At 59.4% G+C, this 14161-nt stretch carries 15 protein-coding genes; 13 read left to right on the top strand and 2 right to left on the bottom strand.

The window, feature by feature from the left end:
• Nucleotides 1-122 precede the first annotated feature (122 nt).
• The 10 genes from AC1DHT_RS02625 (at nucleotide 123) to AC1DHT_RS02580 (ending at nucleotide 8984) form a co-directional block, all read left to right on the top strand.
• Nucleotides 123-1037, top strand: a complete 915-nt coding sequence (locus tag AC1DHT_RS02625) for a glutamate/aspartate ABC transporter substrate-binding protein (protein WP_427541072.1) — start codon at nucleotides 123-125, stop codon at nucleotides 1035-1037.
• 192 nt (nucleotides 1038-1229) lie between these two features.
• On the top strand, nucleotides 1230-1976 hold the full coding sequence (locus AC1DHT_RS02620; RefSeq protein ID WP_427541075.1) for an amino acid ABC transporter permease: 747 nt from the start codon (nucleotides 1230-1232) through the stop codon (nucleotides 1974-1976).
• On the top strand, nucleotides 1976-2647 hold the full coding sequence (locus AC1DHT_RS02615; RefSeq protein ID WP_427541078.1) for an amino acid ABC transporter permease: 672 nt from the start codon (nucleotides 1976-1978) through the stop codon (nucleotides 2645-2647). Before AC1DHT_RS02620 ends, AC1DHT_RS02615 begins: the two co-directional genes overlap by 1 nt.
• The gene (locus AC1DHT_RS02610; protein ID WP_427541081.1) at nucleotides 2644-3378 is read left to right on the top strand and encodes an amino acid ABC transporter ATP-binding protein; all 735 of its coding nucleotides are present in this window, start codon (nucleotides 2644-2646) and stop codon (nucleotides 3376-3378) included. The genes AC1DHT_RS02615 and AC1DHT_RS02610 overlap by 4 nt, the downstream gene beginning before the upstream one ends.
• Nucleotides 3379-3564: 186 nt before the next feature.
• Nucleotides 3565-5466 (top strand): two-component sensor histidine kinase AauS, encoded by a 1902-nt coding sequence (aauS, locus tag AC1DHT_RS02605; protein WP_427541084.1) that lies wholly within the window; start codon nucleotides 3565-3567, stop codon nucleotides 5464-5466.
• Entirely contained in the window at nucleotides 5463-6791 is a 1329-nt protein-coding gene (aauR, locus tag AC1DHT_RS02600; RefSeq protein ID WP_427541087.1) for a two-component response regulator AauR, read from the top strand. Before aauS ends, aauR begins: the two co-directional genes overlap by 4 nt.
• A 27-nt stretch (nucleotides 6792-6818) precedes the next feature.
• Nucleotides 6819-7148, top strand: coding sequence for a GlpM family protein (locus AC1DHT_RS02595; RefSeq protein WP_173859969.1), 330 nt, complete (start codon nucleotides 6819-6821; stop codon nucleotides 7146-7148).
• Nucleotides 7149-7277: 129 nt separating this feature from the next.
• Nucleotides 7278-8198, top strand: a complete 921-nt coding sequence (locus tag AC1DHT_RS02590; protein WP_427541090.1) for an arginase family protein — start codon at nucleotides 7278-7280, stop codon at nucleotides 8196-8198.
• The gene (locus AC1DHT_RS02585; protein WP_019693380.1) at nucleotides 8195-8569 is read left to right on the top strand and encodes a DMT family transporter; all 375 of its coding nucleotides are present in this window, start codon (nucleotides 8195-8197) and stop codon (nucleotides 8567-8569) included. Before AC1DHT_RS02590 ends, AC1DHT_RS02585 begins: the two co-directional genes overlap by 4 nt.
• 10 nt (nucleotides 8570-8579) lie before the next feature.
• A complete protein-coding gene (locus tag AC1DHT_RS02580) occupies nucleotides 8580-8984 on the top strand; it encodes a DMT family transporter (protein ID WP_427541211.1) in 405 nt (134 codons plus the stop codon).
• 239 nt (nucleotides 8985-9223) lie between these two features.
• Here the strand turns inward: AC1DHT_RS02580 and AC1DHT_RS02575 are convergent, their stop codons facing one another.
• Entirely contained in the window at nucleotides 9224-10090 is an 867-nt protein-coding gene (locus tag AC1DHT_RS02575; RefSeq protein ID WP_427541093.1) for a fatty acid desaturase family protein, read from the bottom strand.
• Nucleotides 10091-10184: 94 nt separating this feature from the next.
• On the bottom strand, nucleotides 10185-10955 hold the full coding sequence (locus tag AC1DHT_RS02570; protein ID WP_427541096.1) for a MipA/OmpV family protein: 771 nt from the start codon (nucleotides 10953-10955) through the stop codon (nucleotides 10185-10187).
• Nucleotides 10956-11182: 227 nt separating this feature from the next.
• On the opposite strand from AC1DHT_RS02570, the gene AC1DHT_RS02565 reads away from it, so the two are divergent.
• From AC1DHT_RS02565 to AC1DHT_RS02555, 3 genes are read left to right on the top strand one after another with little or no spacing between them, the layout of a single operon-like run.
• Entirely contained in the window at nucleotides 11183-11905 is a 723-nt protein-coding gene (locus tag AC1DHT_RS02565) for an MtnX-like HAD-IB family phosphatase (RefSeq protein ID WP_427541099.1), read from the top strand.
• On the top strand, nucleotides 11898-13292 hold the full coding sequence (locus tag AC1DHT_RS02560; RefSeq protein ID WP_427533429.1) for an aspartate aminotransferase family protein: 1395 nt from the start codon (nucleotides 11898-11900) through the stop codon (nucleotides 13290-13292). The genes AC1DHT_RS02565 and AC1DHT_RS02560 overlap by 8 nt, the downstream gene beginning before the upstream one ends.
• Nucleotides 13289-14152 (top strand): alpha/beta hydrolase, encoded by an 864-nt coding sequence (locus AC1DHT_RS02555; RefSeq protein ID WP_427541102.1) that lies wholly within the window; start codon nucleotides 13289-13291, stop codon nucleotides 14150-14152. Before AC1DHT_RS02560 ends, AC1DHT_RS02555 begins: the two co-directional genes overlap by 4 nt.
• The last annotated feature ends 9 nt before the right edge of the window (nucleotides 14153-14161 follow it).

Below are 14161 nucleotides of genomic sequence, written 5' to 3'. Positions count from 1 at the left end.
CATGCTCTACAACTTGGGACGAATGTCTGATGTGCCAACACTTCAGGAGCCGTCAAGGCATTCCGCAGTACAAAAGGGCCGATAAACTGGCTCCATATAAAAACAATGTAGAGGAAAATTTGATGCGCATCGTTCCCCATATCCTGGGCGCAGCCATTGCGGCCGCTCTGATCAGCTCGCCAGTTTTCGCCGCCGAACTCACCGGCACCCTGAAAAAGATCAAAGAGTCCGGCACCATTACCCTGGGGCATCGTGACGCTTCTATTCCGTTTTCCTACATTGCAGATGCTTCCGGTGTACCGGTCGGCTACTCCCACGATATTCAGCTGAAAATCGTCGAAGCCATCAAGAAAGACCTGGATATGCCAAACCTGAAGGTCAAGTACAACCTGGTCACCTCGCAAACCCGTATTCCACTGGTTCAAAACGGCACTGTGGACGTCGAGTGCGGTTCCACCACCAACAACACCGAGCGTCAGCAACAAGTTGATTTCTCCGTTGGCATCTTCGAAATCGGCACCAAGCTGCTGTCGAAAAAAGACTCGACCTACAAAGACTTCGCCGAACTCAAAGGCAAGAATGTCGTGACCACCGCCGGCACCACGTCCGAGCGCATTCTGAAGTCGATGAACGCCGACAAGCAGATGGGCATGAACGTCATCTCCGCCAAAGACCATGGCGAATCCTTCCAGATGCTGGAATCGGGCCGTGCTGTCGCCTTCATGATGGACGACGCCTTGCTGGCCGGTGAAATGGCCAAGGCCAAGAATCCGACTGACTGGGCCGTGACCGGTACTGCTCAGTCCTATGAAATCTACGGCTGCATGGTCCGCAAGGGCGACGCGCCGTTCAAGAAGGCTGTCGACGACGCCATCGTCGCGACCTACAAGTCCGGCGAGATCAACAAGATCTACGAAAAGTGGTTCATGCAGCCAATCCCGCCAAAAAACCTGAACCTGATGTTCCCGATGAGCGACGAGCTCAAGGCCCTGATCGCCAACCCGACCGACAAAGCGGCTGAAGAAAAGAAATCCTGATTTCTGACTGACCTTACCTCCTGACAGGGTCTGCGCCCTTTCAGGAGGCTGTCACTACCTGCTGGCACTTTCTGGAAACACTCGAACCGGTGGTTGTCGAGCCGATCGCGTGTGCCTGATCGTCGAGATCAGAGGGAACGGAGTTTCCCCAGGCGGGCACTTGTACATCGATTGATCTGAGGGGAGACCCTAATGAATTACAACTGGGATTGGGGCGTGTTCTTCAAGTCCACCGGCGTGGGCAGCGAGACCTATCTCGACTGGTTCATCACGGGATTGGGCTGGACCATCGCCATCGCCATCGTGGCCTGGATCGTCGCCTTGACGCTGGGCTCGGTGCTCGGCGTCATGCGTACCGTACCGAATCGCCTGGTATCGGGCATCGCCACCTGCTATGTGGAACTCTTTCGTAACGTACCGCTGCTGGTTCAGCTGTTCATCTGGTACTTCCTGGTGCCCGACCTGTTGCCGCAAAACCTGCAGGACTGGTACAAGCAGGACCTGAACCCGACCACCTCGGCCTACCTGAGCGTCGTCGTGTGCCTGGGCCTGTTCACCGCCGCCCGAGTGTGCGAGCAAGTGCGCACGGGTATCCAGGCGCTGCCGCGTGGCCAGGAATCGGCTGCCCGTGCCATGGGCTTCAAGCTGCCGCAAATCTACTGGAATGTGCTGCTGCCCCAAGCCTACCGGATCATCATTCCGCCGCTCACCTCGGAATTCCTGAACGTGTTCAAGAACTCCTCCGTCGCCTCCTTGATCGGCCTGATGGAGCTGCTCGCGCAGACCAAACAGACCGCAGAGTTCTCCGCCAACCTGTTCGAAGCCTTCACCCTGGCCACCCTGATCTACTTCACCCTGAACATGAGCCTGATGCTGCTGATGCGCATGGTCGAGAAGAAAGTTGCGGTGCCCGGCCTGATTTCCGTGGGGGGTAAATAATGGATCTCGATTTCAGTGGCGTCGTCCAGGCCGTCCCCGGCATGTGGAACGGCATGGTCATGACCCTGCAACTGATGGTGCTCGGCGTCGTCGGCGGGATCATCCTCGGCACTCTCCTGGCGCTGATGCGGCTGTCTCACAGCAAGCTGCTGTCGAACATTGCCGGCGCTTACGTGAACTACTTCCGCTCGATCCCGCTGCTGCTGGTGATCACCTGGTTCTACCTGGCGGTACCGTTCGTGCTGCGCTGGATCACCGGCGAAGACACGCCGATCGGTGCGTTCACCTCGTGCATCGTGGCCTTCATGATGTTCGAAGCGGCGTACTTCTGCGAAATCGTCCGGGCCGGTGTGCAGTCGATTCCCAAAGGTCAGATGGGTGCAGCCAAGGCGTTGGGCATGAGCTACAGCCAGATGATGCGCCTGATCATCCTGCCGCAAGCGTTTCGCAAGATGACCCCGCTGTTGCTGCAACAAAGCATCATCCTGTTTCAGGACACCTCGCTGGTCTACACGGTCGGCCTGGTGGACTTCCTCAATGCTACGCGGGCCAGTGGCGACATCATCGGCCGCGCCAATGAGTTCCTGATCGTCGCAGGTCTGGTGTACTTCACAATCAGCTTTGCCGCCTCACGGCTGGTCAAGCGTCTGCAAAAAAGGTTTGCCGTATGATTTCTATCAAGAAGGTCAACAAGTGGTATGGCGACTTCCAGGTACTGACTGATTGCAGCACCGAGGTCAAAAAAGGCGARGTGATYGTGGTGTGCGGGCCGTCCGGYTCCGGCAAATCCACCCTGATCAARTGCGTCAACGCCCTGGAACCGTTCCAGAAAGGCGACGTGGTGGTCGATGGCACCTCCATCGCCGACCCGAAGACCGACCTGCCGAAACTGCGCTCGCGCGTTGGCATGGTGTTCCAGCATTTCGAACTGTTCCCGCACCTGACCATCACCGAAAACCTGACCATCGCGCAGATCAAGGTGTTGGGCCGCAGCAAGGAAGAAGCCACCAAAAAGGGTCTGCAACTGCTTGAGCGCGTCGGCCTTTCGGCTCACGCCCACAAGCATCCGGGCCAGCTCTCCGGTGGTCAGCAACAGCGTGTGGCGATTGCCCGTGCACTGGCGATGGACCCGATCGTCATGCTGTTCGACGAACCGACCTCTGCGCTCGACCCGGAAATGGTCAACGAAGTACTCGACGTGATGGTGCAACTGGCCCACGAAGGCATGACCATGATGTGCGTCACCCACGAAATGGGCTTCGCCCGTAAAGTGGCGGATCGGGTGATCTTCATGGATCAGGGCAAAATCATCGAAGACTGCAAGAAGGAAGAGTTCTTCGGCGACATCAACGCCCGCTCCGACCGTGCGCAGCACTTCCTCGACAAGATTCTGCAGCACTAAAAAACCGGGATCGAGTACAAGCTCAATACCACCGCCGCCCAATGTGGGAGCGGGCTTGCTCGCGAAGACGGTATAACAGTCAACGATGATGGTGACTGAAACACCGCTTTCGCGAGCAAGCCCGCTCCCACACTGGGTCGGTGGAAGGTTGTAGATAAGCGATCTGGTTGACCCAAGGCATCTGTGATGAAATGCGACTCCACTCTCTATCGCGCTGCAAAGCCATCACTTGCCGTGAAACCCCGTCTGATTCGCCACCTGTTCCTGCCACCGCTGGTCATCTTGCTGATGGTCGGGCTGGGTTACGTCGGCTTCTGGGTCAGTGAGCACTACGGTATTCGCAGCCTGAGCGAGAACGGTCAACGTCAGTTGGAACTGCACGCCCGCGCGGTCGAAAGCGAGATCAGCAAATACACCTACTTGCCCAGCCTGCTGGAACTCGAATCGGGTGTTTCAGAGCTGCTGACCGACCCTACGCCAGAGCACCGGCAAGCGGTCAACAATTACCTCGAAGGCCTGAACCGGCGCAGCCGCAGTCGGGCAATCTACGTGATGGACACCACCGGTCGGGTACTGGCCACCAGTAACTGGCGCGATGTCGACAGCTACCTCGGCGAAGACCTGTCCTTCCGTGCGTATTTCCAGAATGCCGTACGCGGTCAGCCCGGTCGTTTCTACGGCATCGGCAGCACCAACGGCGAGCCCGGCTACTACCTGGCCCACGGCCTGGAGGAACAAGGCAAAATCATCGGCGTCGCAGTGGTCAAAGTCCGCCTCGAAGCCATGGAAGAACGCTGGCAGCGGGCACGCCTGGAAGCCTTCGTCAGCGACGAGAATGGCATCATCATCCTGTCCAGCGACCCGGCGCGGCGGCTCAAGTCGGTTCGCCCGCTCAGCGACGACACCAAGGAACGCCTGGCCCGCAGCCTGCAATATTACTGGTACCCGCTCAACGAACTGGAACCGCTGGCCCGCGAGCGGCTGTCCGAAGGCGTGGAGAAAATCACCTTCCCGGCCAACGCCGAGCTGGTCTCGGATGAGCAGGAAATCAGTTACCTGTCGCAGACCCGCTCCTTGAGCGATACACCGTGGAATTTCACCCTGCTCACACCGCTCGGGGATTTGCGTCGGGAAGCGATCAACCAGGGCATCCTGGTCGCTGTGGCCTTCGCGCTGGTGGCGTTCCTGCTGATTGCCTGGAACGAACGGCGCAAAGTCATCGCCACCCGCCTCGCCGCCCGCGAAGCGCTGCAAGAAGCCAACAATCAGCTCGAACGCAAGATTACCGAACGCACTACCGACCTGCGGGCCAGCAACGAGCGCCTGAAAAGCCAGATCCGCGAACGGCGCCAGGCTGAAGAAACCTTGCGTCGGGCTCAGGACGAACTGGTACAGGCCGGTAAACTCGCGGCCATCGGCCAGATGTCCACCAGCATTGCCCACGAATTGAACCAGCCGCTGGCCGCGTTGCGCACCTTGTCCGGCAATACCGTGCGCTTTCTCGAGCGCGGTCAGCTGGACATCGCCAGTGCCAACCTGAAAACCATCAACGATCTGATCGACCGCATGGGCCGGATCACCGCCAGCCTGCGCTCCTTTGCCCGGCGCGGCGACGATCAGGGCCAGGCCAGCCTCGGTAAAGCGGTAGATGCCGCCTTGCAGTTGCTCGGCGCACGCCTTGAAAGCGCTCGTTTGCTGTTGCACCGCGAGTTCAGCGACGTGCAAGTACAGATCGACCAGACCCGCCTGGAACAGATCCTGGTCAACCTGATCGGCAACGCCCTGGACGCTATGCAAGCGCAGCCATTGCCCGAACTATGGCTGGAAGGTGAGGTTGTCGACGGTAAATATCGCCTGCGCGTCCGCGATAACGGCCACGGTATCGACGCCGAAGCCCGCAAGCATTTGTTCGAACCTTTCTTTACCACCAAACCCGGCGAGCAGGGCCTGGGCCTTGGCCTGACCCTGTCGGCGAGCCTGGCGGCCGCCACCGGCGGTCATCTCGGCGTCGAGCACCCGGCCAGCGGTGGTACCGCTTTCGTCCTCAGCTTACCGTTGGTAAGCCCCCTTCCCGCCGAGCCGATATGAACAACGACCTTAGTGTGCTGATCGTCGAAGACGATCCCCATGTCCTGCTCGGTTGCCAGCAGGCGCTGGCGCTGGAAGATATCCCCTGCGAAGGCGTTGGCAGCGCAGAAGAGGCCCTGGCGCGGGTCGGCGACGACTTTGCCGGGATCGTCATCAGCGACATTCGCCTGCCGGGCATCGATGGCCTGGAACTGCTGAACCGCCTCAAGGCCCGCGATCGCAGCCTGCCGGTAGTGCTGATTACCGGCCATGGCGACATCTCGATGGCGGTTGGCGCGATGCAAAAAGGCGCCTACGACTTCATGGAGAAACCGTTCTCCCCCGAACGCCTGGTCGACGTCGCACGCCGCGCCCTGGAGCAACGCAGCCTCGCCCGCGAAGTGACCTCACTGCGCCGGCAACTGGCCGAGCGTGATTCCCTGGAGGGGCGGATCATCGGGCGCTCGCCCGCCATGCAGCACCTGCGCGAGCTGATCGCCAACGTCGCCGACACCTCGGCCAACGTGTTGATCGAAGGCGAGACCGGCACCGGCAAAGAACTGGTCGCGCGTTGCCTGCACGACTTCAGCCGCCGTCAGTCGAAGCAATTCGTCGCGCTGAACTGCGGTGGCCTGCCGGAGAACCTGTTCGAAAGTGAAATCTTCGGTCACGAAGCGAATGCATTCACCGGTGCCGGAAAACGCCGGATCGGCAAGATCGAACACGCCGACGGCGGCACGTTGTTCCTCGACGAAGTAGAAAGCATGCCATTGCCGCTGCAAATCAAACTGCTGCGGGTATTGCAGGAGCGCACGCTGGAGCGGCTCGGCTCGAACCAGAGCGTCGCGGTCGACTGCCGGGTGATCGCGGCGACCAAGTCCGACCTCGACGACTTGAGCCGCGCCGGTCAGTTTCGCAGCGACCTGTATTACCGCTTGAACGTAGTGACGCTGGAGTTGCCGCCGCTGCGTGAGCGTCGCGAAGACATCCTGCAATTGTTCGAACACTTCTTGCAGCAGTCGTCCCTGCGCTTTGACCGTGCGCTGCCTGAACTGGACAACCAGACCCTGTCGAACCTGATGAGCCACGACTGGCCCGGCAACGTGCGCGAACTGCGCAACGTCGCCGAGCGATTTGCCCTGGGTTTGCCGGCTTTCAAGAAGTCCGGCACCGGCGGCACCGCCCAGGGCCTGGCGTTCTCCGAAGCGGTGGAAGCCTTCGAACGCAACCTGCTCAACGATGCCTTGCAGCGCAGCGGCGGCAACCTGACCCAGGCCAGCCAGGAACTGGGAATGGCCAAGACCACGCTGTTCGACAAAGTTAAAAAATACGGCTTGAGCCACTAACCCACTGCGAGAGTTTTCGTGGATCTACTGTTAAAAGCTGCACTGGGCGCCGCGGTGGTGGTGATCCTCGCCTTCCTCGCCAAAACCAGAAACTATTACATCGCAGGCCTGGTGCCACTGTTTCCGACCTTTGCCCTGATTGCCCATTACATCGTCGGCAAGGGCCGCTCGCTGGACGATCTGAAGACCACCATCGTATTTGGCATGTGGTCGATCATTCCGTACTTCGTTTATCTGGCGACGTTGTATGTGATGGTGGATCGGCTGCGACTGGAGGCCTCGCTGGCGGTGGCTGCGCTTGCGTGGCTGATGGCGGCAACGGTGTTGGTTTCCGTTTGGGTCCGCGTTCACGCCTGACCACAATGGAACAGCGTTCCGATCGTGGCTGGCCCGTCCCTTGCATTTAACCCCTAAAGCCCGCCCGGCCTGCGCTCGCGATCGACTGCACCGGCTTTGGAGGGGCGCTGCCATGGGTAAAAATACGTTTTGAATATCTTGGACCTCGACCATAGCCTGACAGCCCAGGCGCCGATTGCCCGCCTGCTGGAAAGCGGGCGCGCGAAACGTCTGGACCTGCTCGATCTGGGCCCCAAACTGCGTTTGTGGTCCAGCGAGAAAAACTATCGACGCTTTTCCGAACGCCTGCGCGAACGGCCCCGCCATACGGGGCCGCAGCCGGAAATTTTCTTTATAGGTTCCGGTGACTACCACCACCTGACTCCGGCTTTTCTCGCCGAAATTACCGAGCCAGTCAGCCTGATTCATTTCGACAACCATCCCGACTGGGTGCGTTTCGCGCCGCGTCGGCATTGCGGTTCATGGGTCAACCGGGCACTGAAGCTGCCGAACATCAAACGCATCGTCACCCTCGGACCGTGCAGCGATGACCTGCATAACCCGCAACTGCGTGGCGGTAACGTCGGCGCGCTGAAGCGTGGCGACTTGCAGCTGTTCCCCTGGCAGCATCCGCCGTCCCAGGTCTGGGGTTTCATCGGCGATGGTGCCGGGCATCAACAGCGGGAAAACCTGCTGCACTGGCGTAACCTGGCCGACCTCGACTGGCCGGTGTTTCTCCAGCAACTGATCGAGAGCCTGCCGACCGAAGCGGTGTGGATTACCATCGACAAGGATGTGCTGGCCAGCGAAGACGCCGCGACCAACTGGGATCAGGGTGGCATGCGGCTGACGCACTTGCTGCAAGCCCTGCGGATGTTGGCCGCGAGCAAGCGAATCCTCGGCATCGATGTCTGCGGCGAGTTCGCCCAACCAGCCTTCAGCAACGCGCTCAAGCGTTGGGAAGCCAAATCCGACCAGCCGTCCCCCGAGCGCTGGAGCGAAGACGATCTGCTGCGAAATGCGGCAACCAACCAGGCGCTGATCAGCCTGTTCGAGGAGTTATTCCCGTGACCTTGACCGTGGTGTTACTGGTAGCGTTTTCGATTGTTCTGGACGTCATCGGCCAGCTTTGTTTCAAGCTGGGCCTGGACCGTTTACCGGAGCTCGAAGGCGGCTTTCGACTGAATGCATTCTGGGGCCAGGTGTTCAACGCGCCGTTGCTCTGGTGCGGGATCGGCGCCTACGCCATCGAGTTCTTTGTCTGGCTCGAAGCCCTGTCCCGCGCGCCGCTGAGCCTGTTGTTCCCATCCGCGGCATTGGCTTATTGCGGCGTGGTACTGGCGGGCAAAGTGGTGCTCGGTGAAACCGTCAGCCGCCGGCGCTGGCTGGGCACCGTGGTGATTACGGCGGGCGTGATGCTCGTGTGTGTCGCCCATGTCTGACGCTCAATCGATGATGGAAAGGAACAGCACTATGGGTTGGTTGCACGGACGTCTGGGCACTGTGGTGCTCTGGATGCTGCTGATCGGTTTTGAAAGTGGCGGTCAGATCGCCACCAAAGTCGGTGGCGATCAACTGGGGCAGATGGACTTCAACCTGCAATGGCTGGCCGCCGTGGCCGGTAATCCTGGGGTGCTGACGGCCATCGCCTGCTACATCGGGGCGTTTTTCGTCTGGATGTTGATCCTGCGGCGCAGCAGCCTGTCGCTGGCGTTTCCACTGAGTTCACTGGTGTTTGTCGGCGTGCTGCTCGGCTCGTGGCTCGGCCTCGGCGAACATATCAGCCTGCTGCACTGGCTGGGCGTGGCAGTGATCATGGGCGGGATAGCGTTGCTGGCGGAAGGCGAAGAGGCCTAAGAACAACGCATTTCCCTGTGGCGAGGGGCTCACCCTATTCAGGCTTAGCACACTCCCTGTAGCAGCTGGCGAAGCCTGCGTTCGGCCGCGAAGCGGCCGCAAACCCTGCCACCACGGTTAACCTGAAAAAATGTGGTGTCTGATTTTACGACTGCTGCGCAGCCGAACGCAGGCTTCGCCAACTGCTACGGATCGTGTCGCGGCTTAACTTACCCCTTCGCCACAAAAGTGCTTTTGGGTCAGCCTTTGCGGTGGGCCGTCAGAAAGCCCAAACCGTGTGACACCGGGATCACCTTCACCCCTGCCGCACGTTGCTGCTCGGCAATTTCGCGGTGGAATGCCTTGACCTGGGTCCAGTGCATTTTCGGCCGGTAATGGTGCTCGGCGTGATAGCCGTTGTTCATCCAGATCAGGTTGTAAAGCACGCTGTAGCTGCTCACGCCCCAGGCGATCGGCAAGTCCGGATTGCCGCCAAAATGCTCGTAATACCCATTGAGCGACGACAGTGCCTGGCCCAGATACCAGAACGGCAGCAACAGCAACACCGCATGCCAGTCATAGAACGCCAGCGCCACATACACCGCCACCGTCACATAGATCTCGACCTTGACCCAGCGCGCATCGCTCGGCCGCTTGCGCTGCATTTCTTCGTAGAACGGCTTGGGATCATCGCGGAAAAAGCTGAGAAAGGTGTACGACCAGGGGTTCTCGGGTTGCCCATCCTTGCCACGCAGGTAGATCGACAGCGGATCGACGGTTTTTCCGTGCGCATCCGGCAAGTCTGAATTACCACGGTGATGGCGATTGTGGATGTCGCGGTAGAGCGTCTGCGAGAAACCGATGGTGACCGACAACAACAGATCGAATGCCCGATTCATCCAGCCAAGGGTGAAGTACGGGTTGTGGATCTGATTGTGGGAAATGCTGTTGATGCTCCACGACAGGCTCACGGCATAGACCAGCGCCAGCGGCACAATGGCCCACCACGACAGGTCATGGAAGGCCAGCACCAACCACAGGACAAACGCCAGATGAGCCACACCCAGCGCAATCGGGACCAGGTCCCACAGCGAATAGGCAAGGAAACGATACACGGGACGAGCCATGAAGCACTCCTGAGAAATTGAGTTCTCCATAACTATTGCAAACGGCAGACCAAACTTACCTGTAGCAGCTGTCGAAGGCTGCTACAGGGGATGGTCAATTGAATTTGTAGCTGATCGCCGCCTGTACTTCGCCCTGGTTCACGCGGCCTTCTTGTTTGACGATAGTGCTGTCCGCCGCGGAATTGGTCAGGTGCTTCCAGGTGGCACTTGTCACCAGTGACCACTTTGCGGCCAGCGGGAACTCGAAGTTCTGGGTCAACGCCACATTCTGCATGCCGCCACTGGCCTTGTACGGACGGAACTCCGAATCCCGGGCGTCTTTTGCGGAAACACCAAAGAACGTCTGAGTCTGCTGGCGATCGGCAAAACTGGCGCTCAATTCGCTACTGCCAATGATCCCCAGCCCCAGTGGATAACCCACTTCCCCGCCCACCCGACCGAGCACACCACCCTGGCCGCGATTAGCCCCCACGGTATGGCCGACGAAAGCGAAAATGCGCCAGAAATCAGCCGGGCTGTACTGAACGAAACCACCGGCCTCGCCCATGGCCGACACATTGTGCAGGCCCCGCAGCGTGCCATTGGAGTTGCGGCCCGGAATGTAGTTGAGAAACGGCCCGGCACTGAAACCATTGGCTTTCAAGGCGCTCCAGGTCAAACCGTCGTCGGTGCTGAGGCTGACATCGCCCCAGTCCAGATCGAAGTAAGGCACCGGCACGGTTTCATAACGGCTACCCGTCGGGTCATAGGGCTGATTGCTCATGCCGAGCCCCGCCTCACCGGTTATCCCGGCAGCCTGCGCGGTGGCGCAAAAGCCGCCAAGGCCCAGCAAGGCAGTGAATACAGCAGAGGTAATCCTGAACATAAAGCGATTCCTTATCAGTACAGGCGCGCATCAACTCCCAGGTCGACTTTGCTGCGCAAGCACTCATGTTGTTTGTAGCAACCTACAAAAATTGTAGCTAGCCGGACATATTTCCTGCCCAGCATATCTCAGAGCCCTAGCCCACAGGGCTTGAAACAACTTGGCACAGTCCCTGCTCTACCCCGTTGCAAGCGCATCAGCGCGCCCCTGCCCAATAGGTAATGCAGATGATTGATTGGCATATCGTGTGTGATTTCGACGGGACCATCACCCGAACCGACGTAATCGACAGCATTCTCCAACGTTTCGCCGACCCGAGCTGGGAAGCGATCGAAGACGAGTGGCTGAGCGGTGCTATCGGTTCGCGTGAATGCCTCAGCCGCCAGCTTTCGCTGGTCAAGGCAACTCCCGATGAACTGCTCGGGTTCTTCGACAGCGTCGAAATCGATGCCGACTTCCCGGACTTTGTCGACCACGTGGTCGGCCTGGGTGCTTCCATCGAAGTCGTCAGTGACGGCATCGAACAAGGTATCGCGCGGATTCTGGCACGCAACTACGTCAGCCTCCTGCCGATCCTCGCCAACCGCCTGCGCCAGGTCGACAACAACAGCTGGCGCATCGACTTCCCGTATTCGAGTGACGCCTGTCGTGCGGCCTCCGGCAACTGCAAATGCAAATCCACGCCCAGCAGCAAACGCGTGCTGGTGATCGGTGACGGTCAGTCCGACATGTGCGTGGCGTCCACCGCCGACTTCGTCTTTGCCAAGGACCGCCTGGCCGAACATTGCGAACGCAATGGCATCGCTTATGCCCGCTTCGACAGCTTCGCCGAACTTCCGGCCTTGCTGGCCAAGCTGCCGGCCGGCAATGCGGCTAACGCCACCTCCTTCACGCTTGAAACCTCTTCTGAACTCTCGCTACAAAATCAGGAACTCTTCCACCATGTCTGATATCCGCATTGCTACACCAGAAGACCAGATTCTTCTGGAAAAAGAAGCCAAGTACTGCTCCTACGGCGACACAGTTCACTACATCGAACCACCGCGCATTTTCAGCCGTTGCGAAGGCTCGTACGTGTGGGACACCAGCGACCAGGCCTACCTCGACCTGCAAATGTGGTACTCGGCGGTCAACTTCGGCTACGCCAACCCGCGCCTGAACAACGCCCTGAAACAACAGATCGACACCCTGCCGCAAATCGCCAGCCAGTACCTGCACAAAGGCAAGATCGAGCTGTCGGAAATGATTGCGGTCGACGCCAAGAACAAGTTCGGCCTCGACGGCCGCGTGCACTTCAACGTCGGCGGTTCGCAGTCCATCGAAGACTCGTTGAAAGTCGTACGTAACGCCAGCAACGGCAAGAGCCTGATGTTCGCCTTCGAAGGCGGCTACCACGGCCGTACCCTCGGCGCCTCGTCGATCACCTCGAGCTACCGCTACCGTCGTCGCTACGGTCACTTCGGTGAACGCGCCAACTTCATCCCGTTCCCGTACCACTTCCGTGGCCCGAAAGGCATGACCAAGGAAGAATACGGCAGCCACTGCGTGCAGCAGTTCGCCCGCCTGTTCGAAACCGAATACAACGGCGTGTGGGACCCTAAAGTCGGCCAGAGCGAATACGCAGCCTTCTACGTCGAGCCGATCCAGGGCACCGGCGGCTACGTGATTCCGCCAATGAACTTCTACAGCGAACTCAAGCAAGTGCTGGATCAGCACGGCATTCTGATGGTCGTCGACGAAATCCAGATGGGTTTCTGGCGTACCGGCAAGCTGTGGTCGATCGAACACTTCGACGTCAAGCCGGACGTGATCGTCTTCGGTAAGGCGCTGACCAACGGCCTCAACCCACTGGGCGGCATCTGGGCTCGCGAAGAGCTGATCAACCCTAAGCTCTTCCCGCCAGGTTCGACTCACTCCACCTTCGCCTCCAACCCGCTGGGCACTGCAGTCGGTCTGGAAATGTTCAAGATGACCCACGAAGTCGACTACGGCTCGATGGTCATGGCCAAGGGCAAGTACTTCCTCGAAGGCCTGCAAGAGCTGCAGAAACGCTTCCCGATCATCGGCGACGTCGACGGCCTGGGCCTGGCCCTGCGCTGCGAAATCTGCACCACTGACGGCTTCACCCCGGACAAGGCGACCCTGGACTACATGGTCGAGGAAGGCATGAAGGGCGATATGGTGGTTGACGGTCAGAAACTGGGTCTGATCCTCGACGTGGGCGGCTACTACAAGAACGTGATCACCCTGGCCCCGTCGCTGGAAATCAGCTACGCGGAAATCGACCTGGGCCTGAAACTGCTCGAGCAATTGCTGAACCGGGCCATGAAACGATGAACCAAACAGAGATCGATCTCGGCGAAGGTAGTACCGGTTTCGTTCTCGGCAGTGGCGAGGTCGCGGTGTTGTTGATCCACGGCCTGACCGGCACCCCGACGGAGTTGCGTCGGGTTGCCATTGGCCTGGCCAAATCGGGTTGCACGGTGTACGTGCCAACCCTGGCCGGGCACTGCGGTGACAACGCCGACCTGCAAGCCACTGGCTGGCAGGACTGGTACGAAGGTGTACGCAAGACATTCGTGGGCATTCGCCAGAAGCACGAACAGGTGTTCGTCGGCGGTCTGTCCATGGGCGCGGTCATGTCCATGTACGTCGCGTCCGAGCATCCAGGACAGGTCGCCGGCCTGCTGATGTATTCAACCACCCTGCGCTACGACGGCTGGAGCATCCACAAACTGGCGTTCCTGACGCCTTTGTTGATGAAGATTCCGTATGGCGTGCGCATGTGCAGCTTCGAAGAGAAGCCACCTTATGGCATCAAGAACGAGCGCCTGCGGGCAATCGTCGAACGTCAGATGAAGGACGGCGAAAGCAGCAATGCCGGTCTGTTGACCATGGAAGGCGTCACCGTGCGCGAATTGCACCGGATGAATGCCGTGGTCAAGAAACGCATGCCGTCGATCAAGACGCCGGCCCTGGTGCTGCACTCCATCGAAGACGACATCACCAGCCGCTGGAACGCCGATTACGTCGAACGCCATCTCGGCGGCCCGGTCACCAAGATCCTGCTGGACAACTGCTATCACATGATCACAGTTGACCTGGAATACCGCCGTGTCGTGGACCTGAGCGCGGACTTTGTCCATCAGCTCTCCATAAAGCCCGGCGAGCGTGAAGAGTATCGACAACTGGCGTAGCTTAAGGAC

The sequence above is a fragment of the Pseudomonas sp. 05N432 genome (assembly GCF_056396945.1).
The sequence above is the reverse complement of the archived record's forward strand: the minus strand, read 5'-3'. Positions and strand labels throughout refer to the sequence as shown.

What these genes read in the sequence shown, in the direction of transcription:
- AC1DHT_RS02625 (WP_427541072.1), top strand. Translation starts at nt 123, where the DNA reads ATGCGCATCGTTCCCCATATCCTGGGCGCAGCCATTGCGGCCGCTCTG.
- AC1DHT_RS02620 (WP_427541075.1), top strand. Translation starts at nt 1,230, where the DNA reads ATGAATTACAACTGGGATTGGGGCGTGTTCTTCAAGTCCACCGGCGTG.
- AC1DHT_RS02615 (WP_427541078.1), top strand. Translation starts at nt 1,976, where the DNA reads ATGGATCTCGATTTCAGTGGCGTCGTCCAGGCCGTCCCCGGCATGTGG.
- aauS (WP_427541084.1), top strand. Translation starts at nt 3,565, where the DNA reads ATGAAATGCGACTCCACTCTCTATCGCGCTGCAAAGCCATCACTTGCC.
- aauR (WP_427541087.1), top strand. Translation starts at nt 5,463, where the DNA reads ATGAACAACGACCTTAGTGTGCTGATCGTCGAAGACGATCCCCATGTC.
- AC1DHT_RS02580 (WP_427541211.1), top strand. Translation starts at nt 8,580, where the DNA reads ATGATGGAAAGGAACAGCACTATGGGTTGGTTGCACGGACGTCTGGGC.
- AC1DHT_RS02575 (WP_427541093.1), bottom strand. Translation starts at nt 10,090, where the DNA reads ATGGCTCGTCCCGTGTATCGTTTCCTTGCCTATTCGCTGTGGGACCTG.
- AC1DHT_RS02570 (WP_427541096.1), bottom strand. Translation starts at nt 10,955, where the DNA reads ATGTTCAGGATTACCTCTGCTGTATTCACTGCCTTGCTGGGCCTTGGC.
- AC1DHT_RS02565 (WP_427541099.1), top strand. Translation starts at nt 11,183, where the DNA reads ATGATTGATTGGCATATCGTGTGTGATTTCGACGGGACCATCACCCGA.
- AC1DHT_RS02560 (WP_427533429.1), top strand. Translation starts at nt 11,898, where the DNA reads ATGTCTGATATCCGCATTGCTACACCAGAAGACCAGATTCTTCTGGAA.
- AC1DHT_RS02555 (WP_427541102.1), top strand. Translation starts at nt 13,289, where the DNA reads ATGAACCAAACAGAGATCGATCTCGGCGAAGGTAGTACCGGTTTCGTT.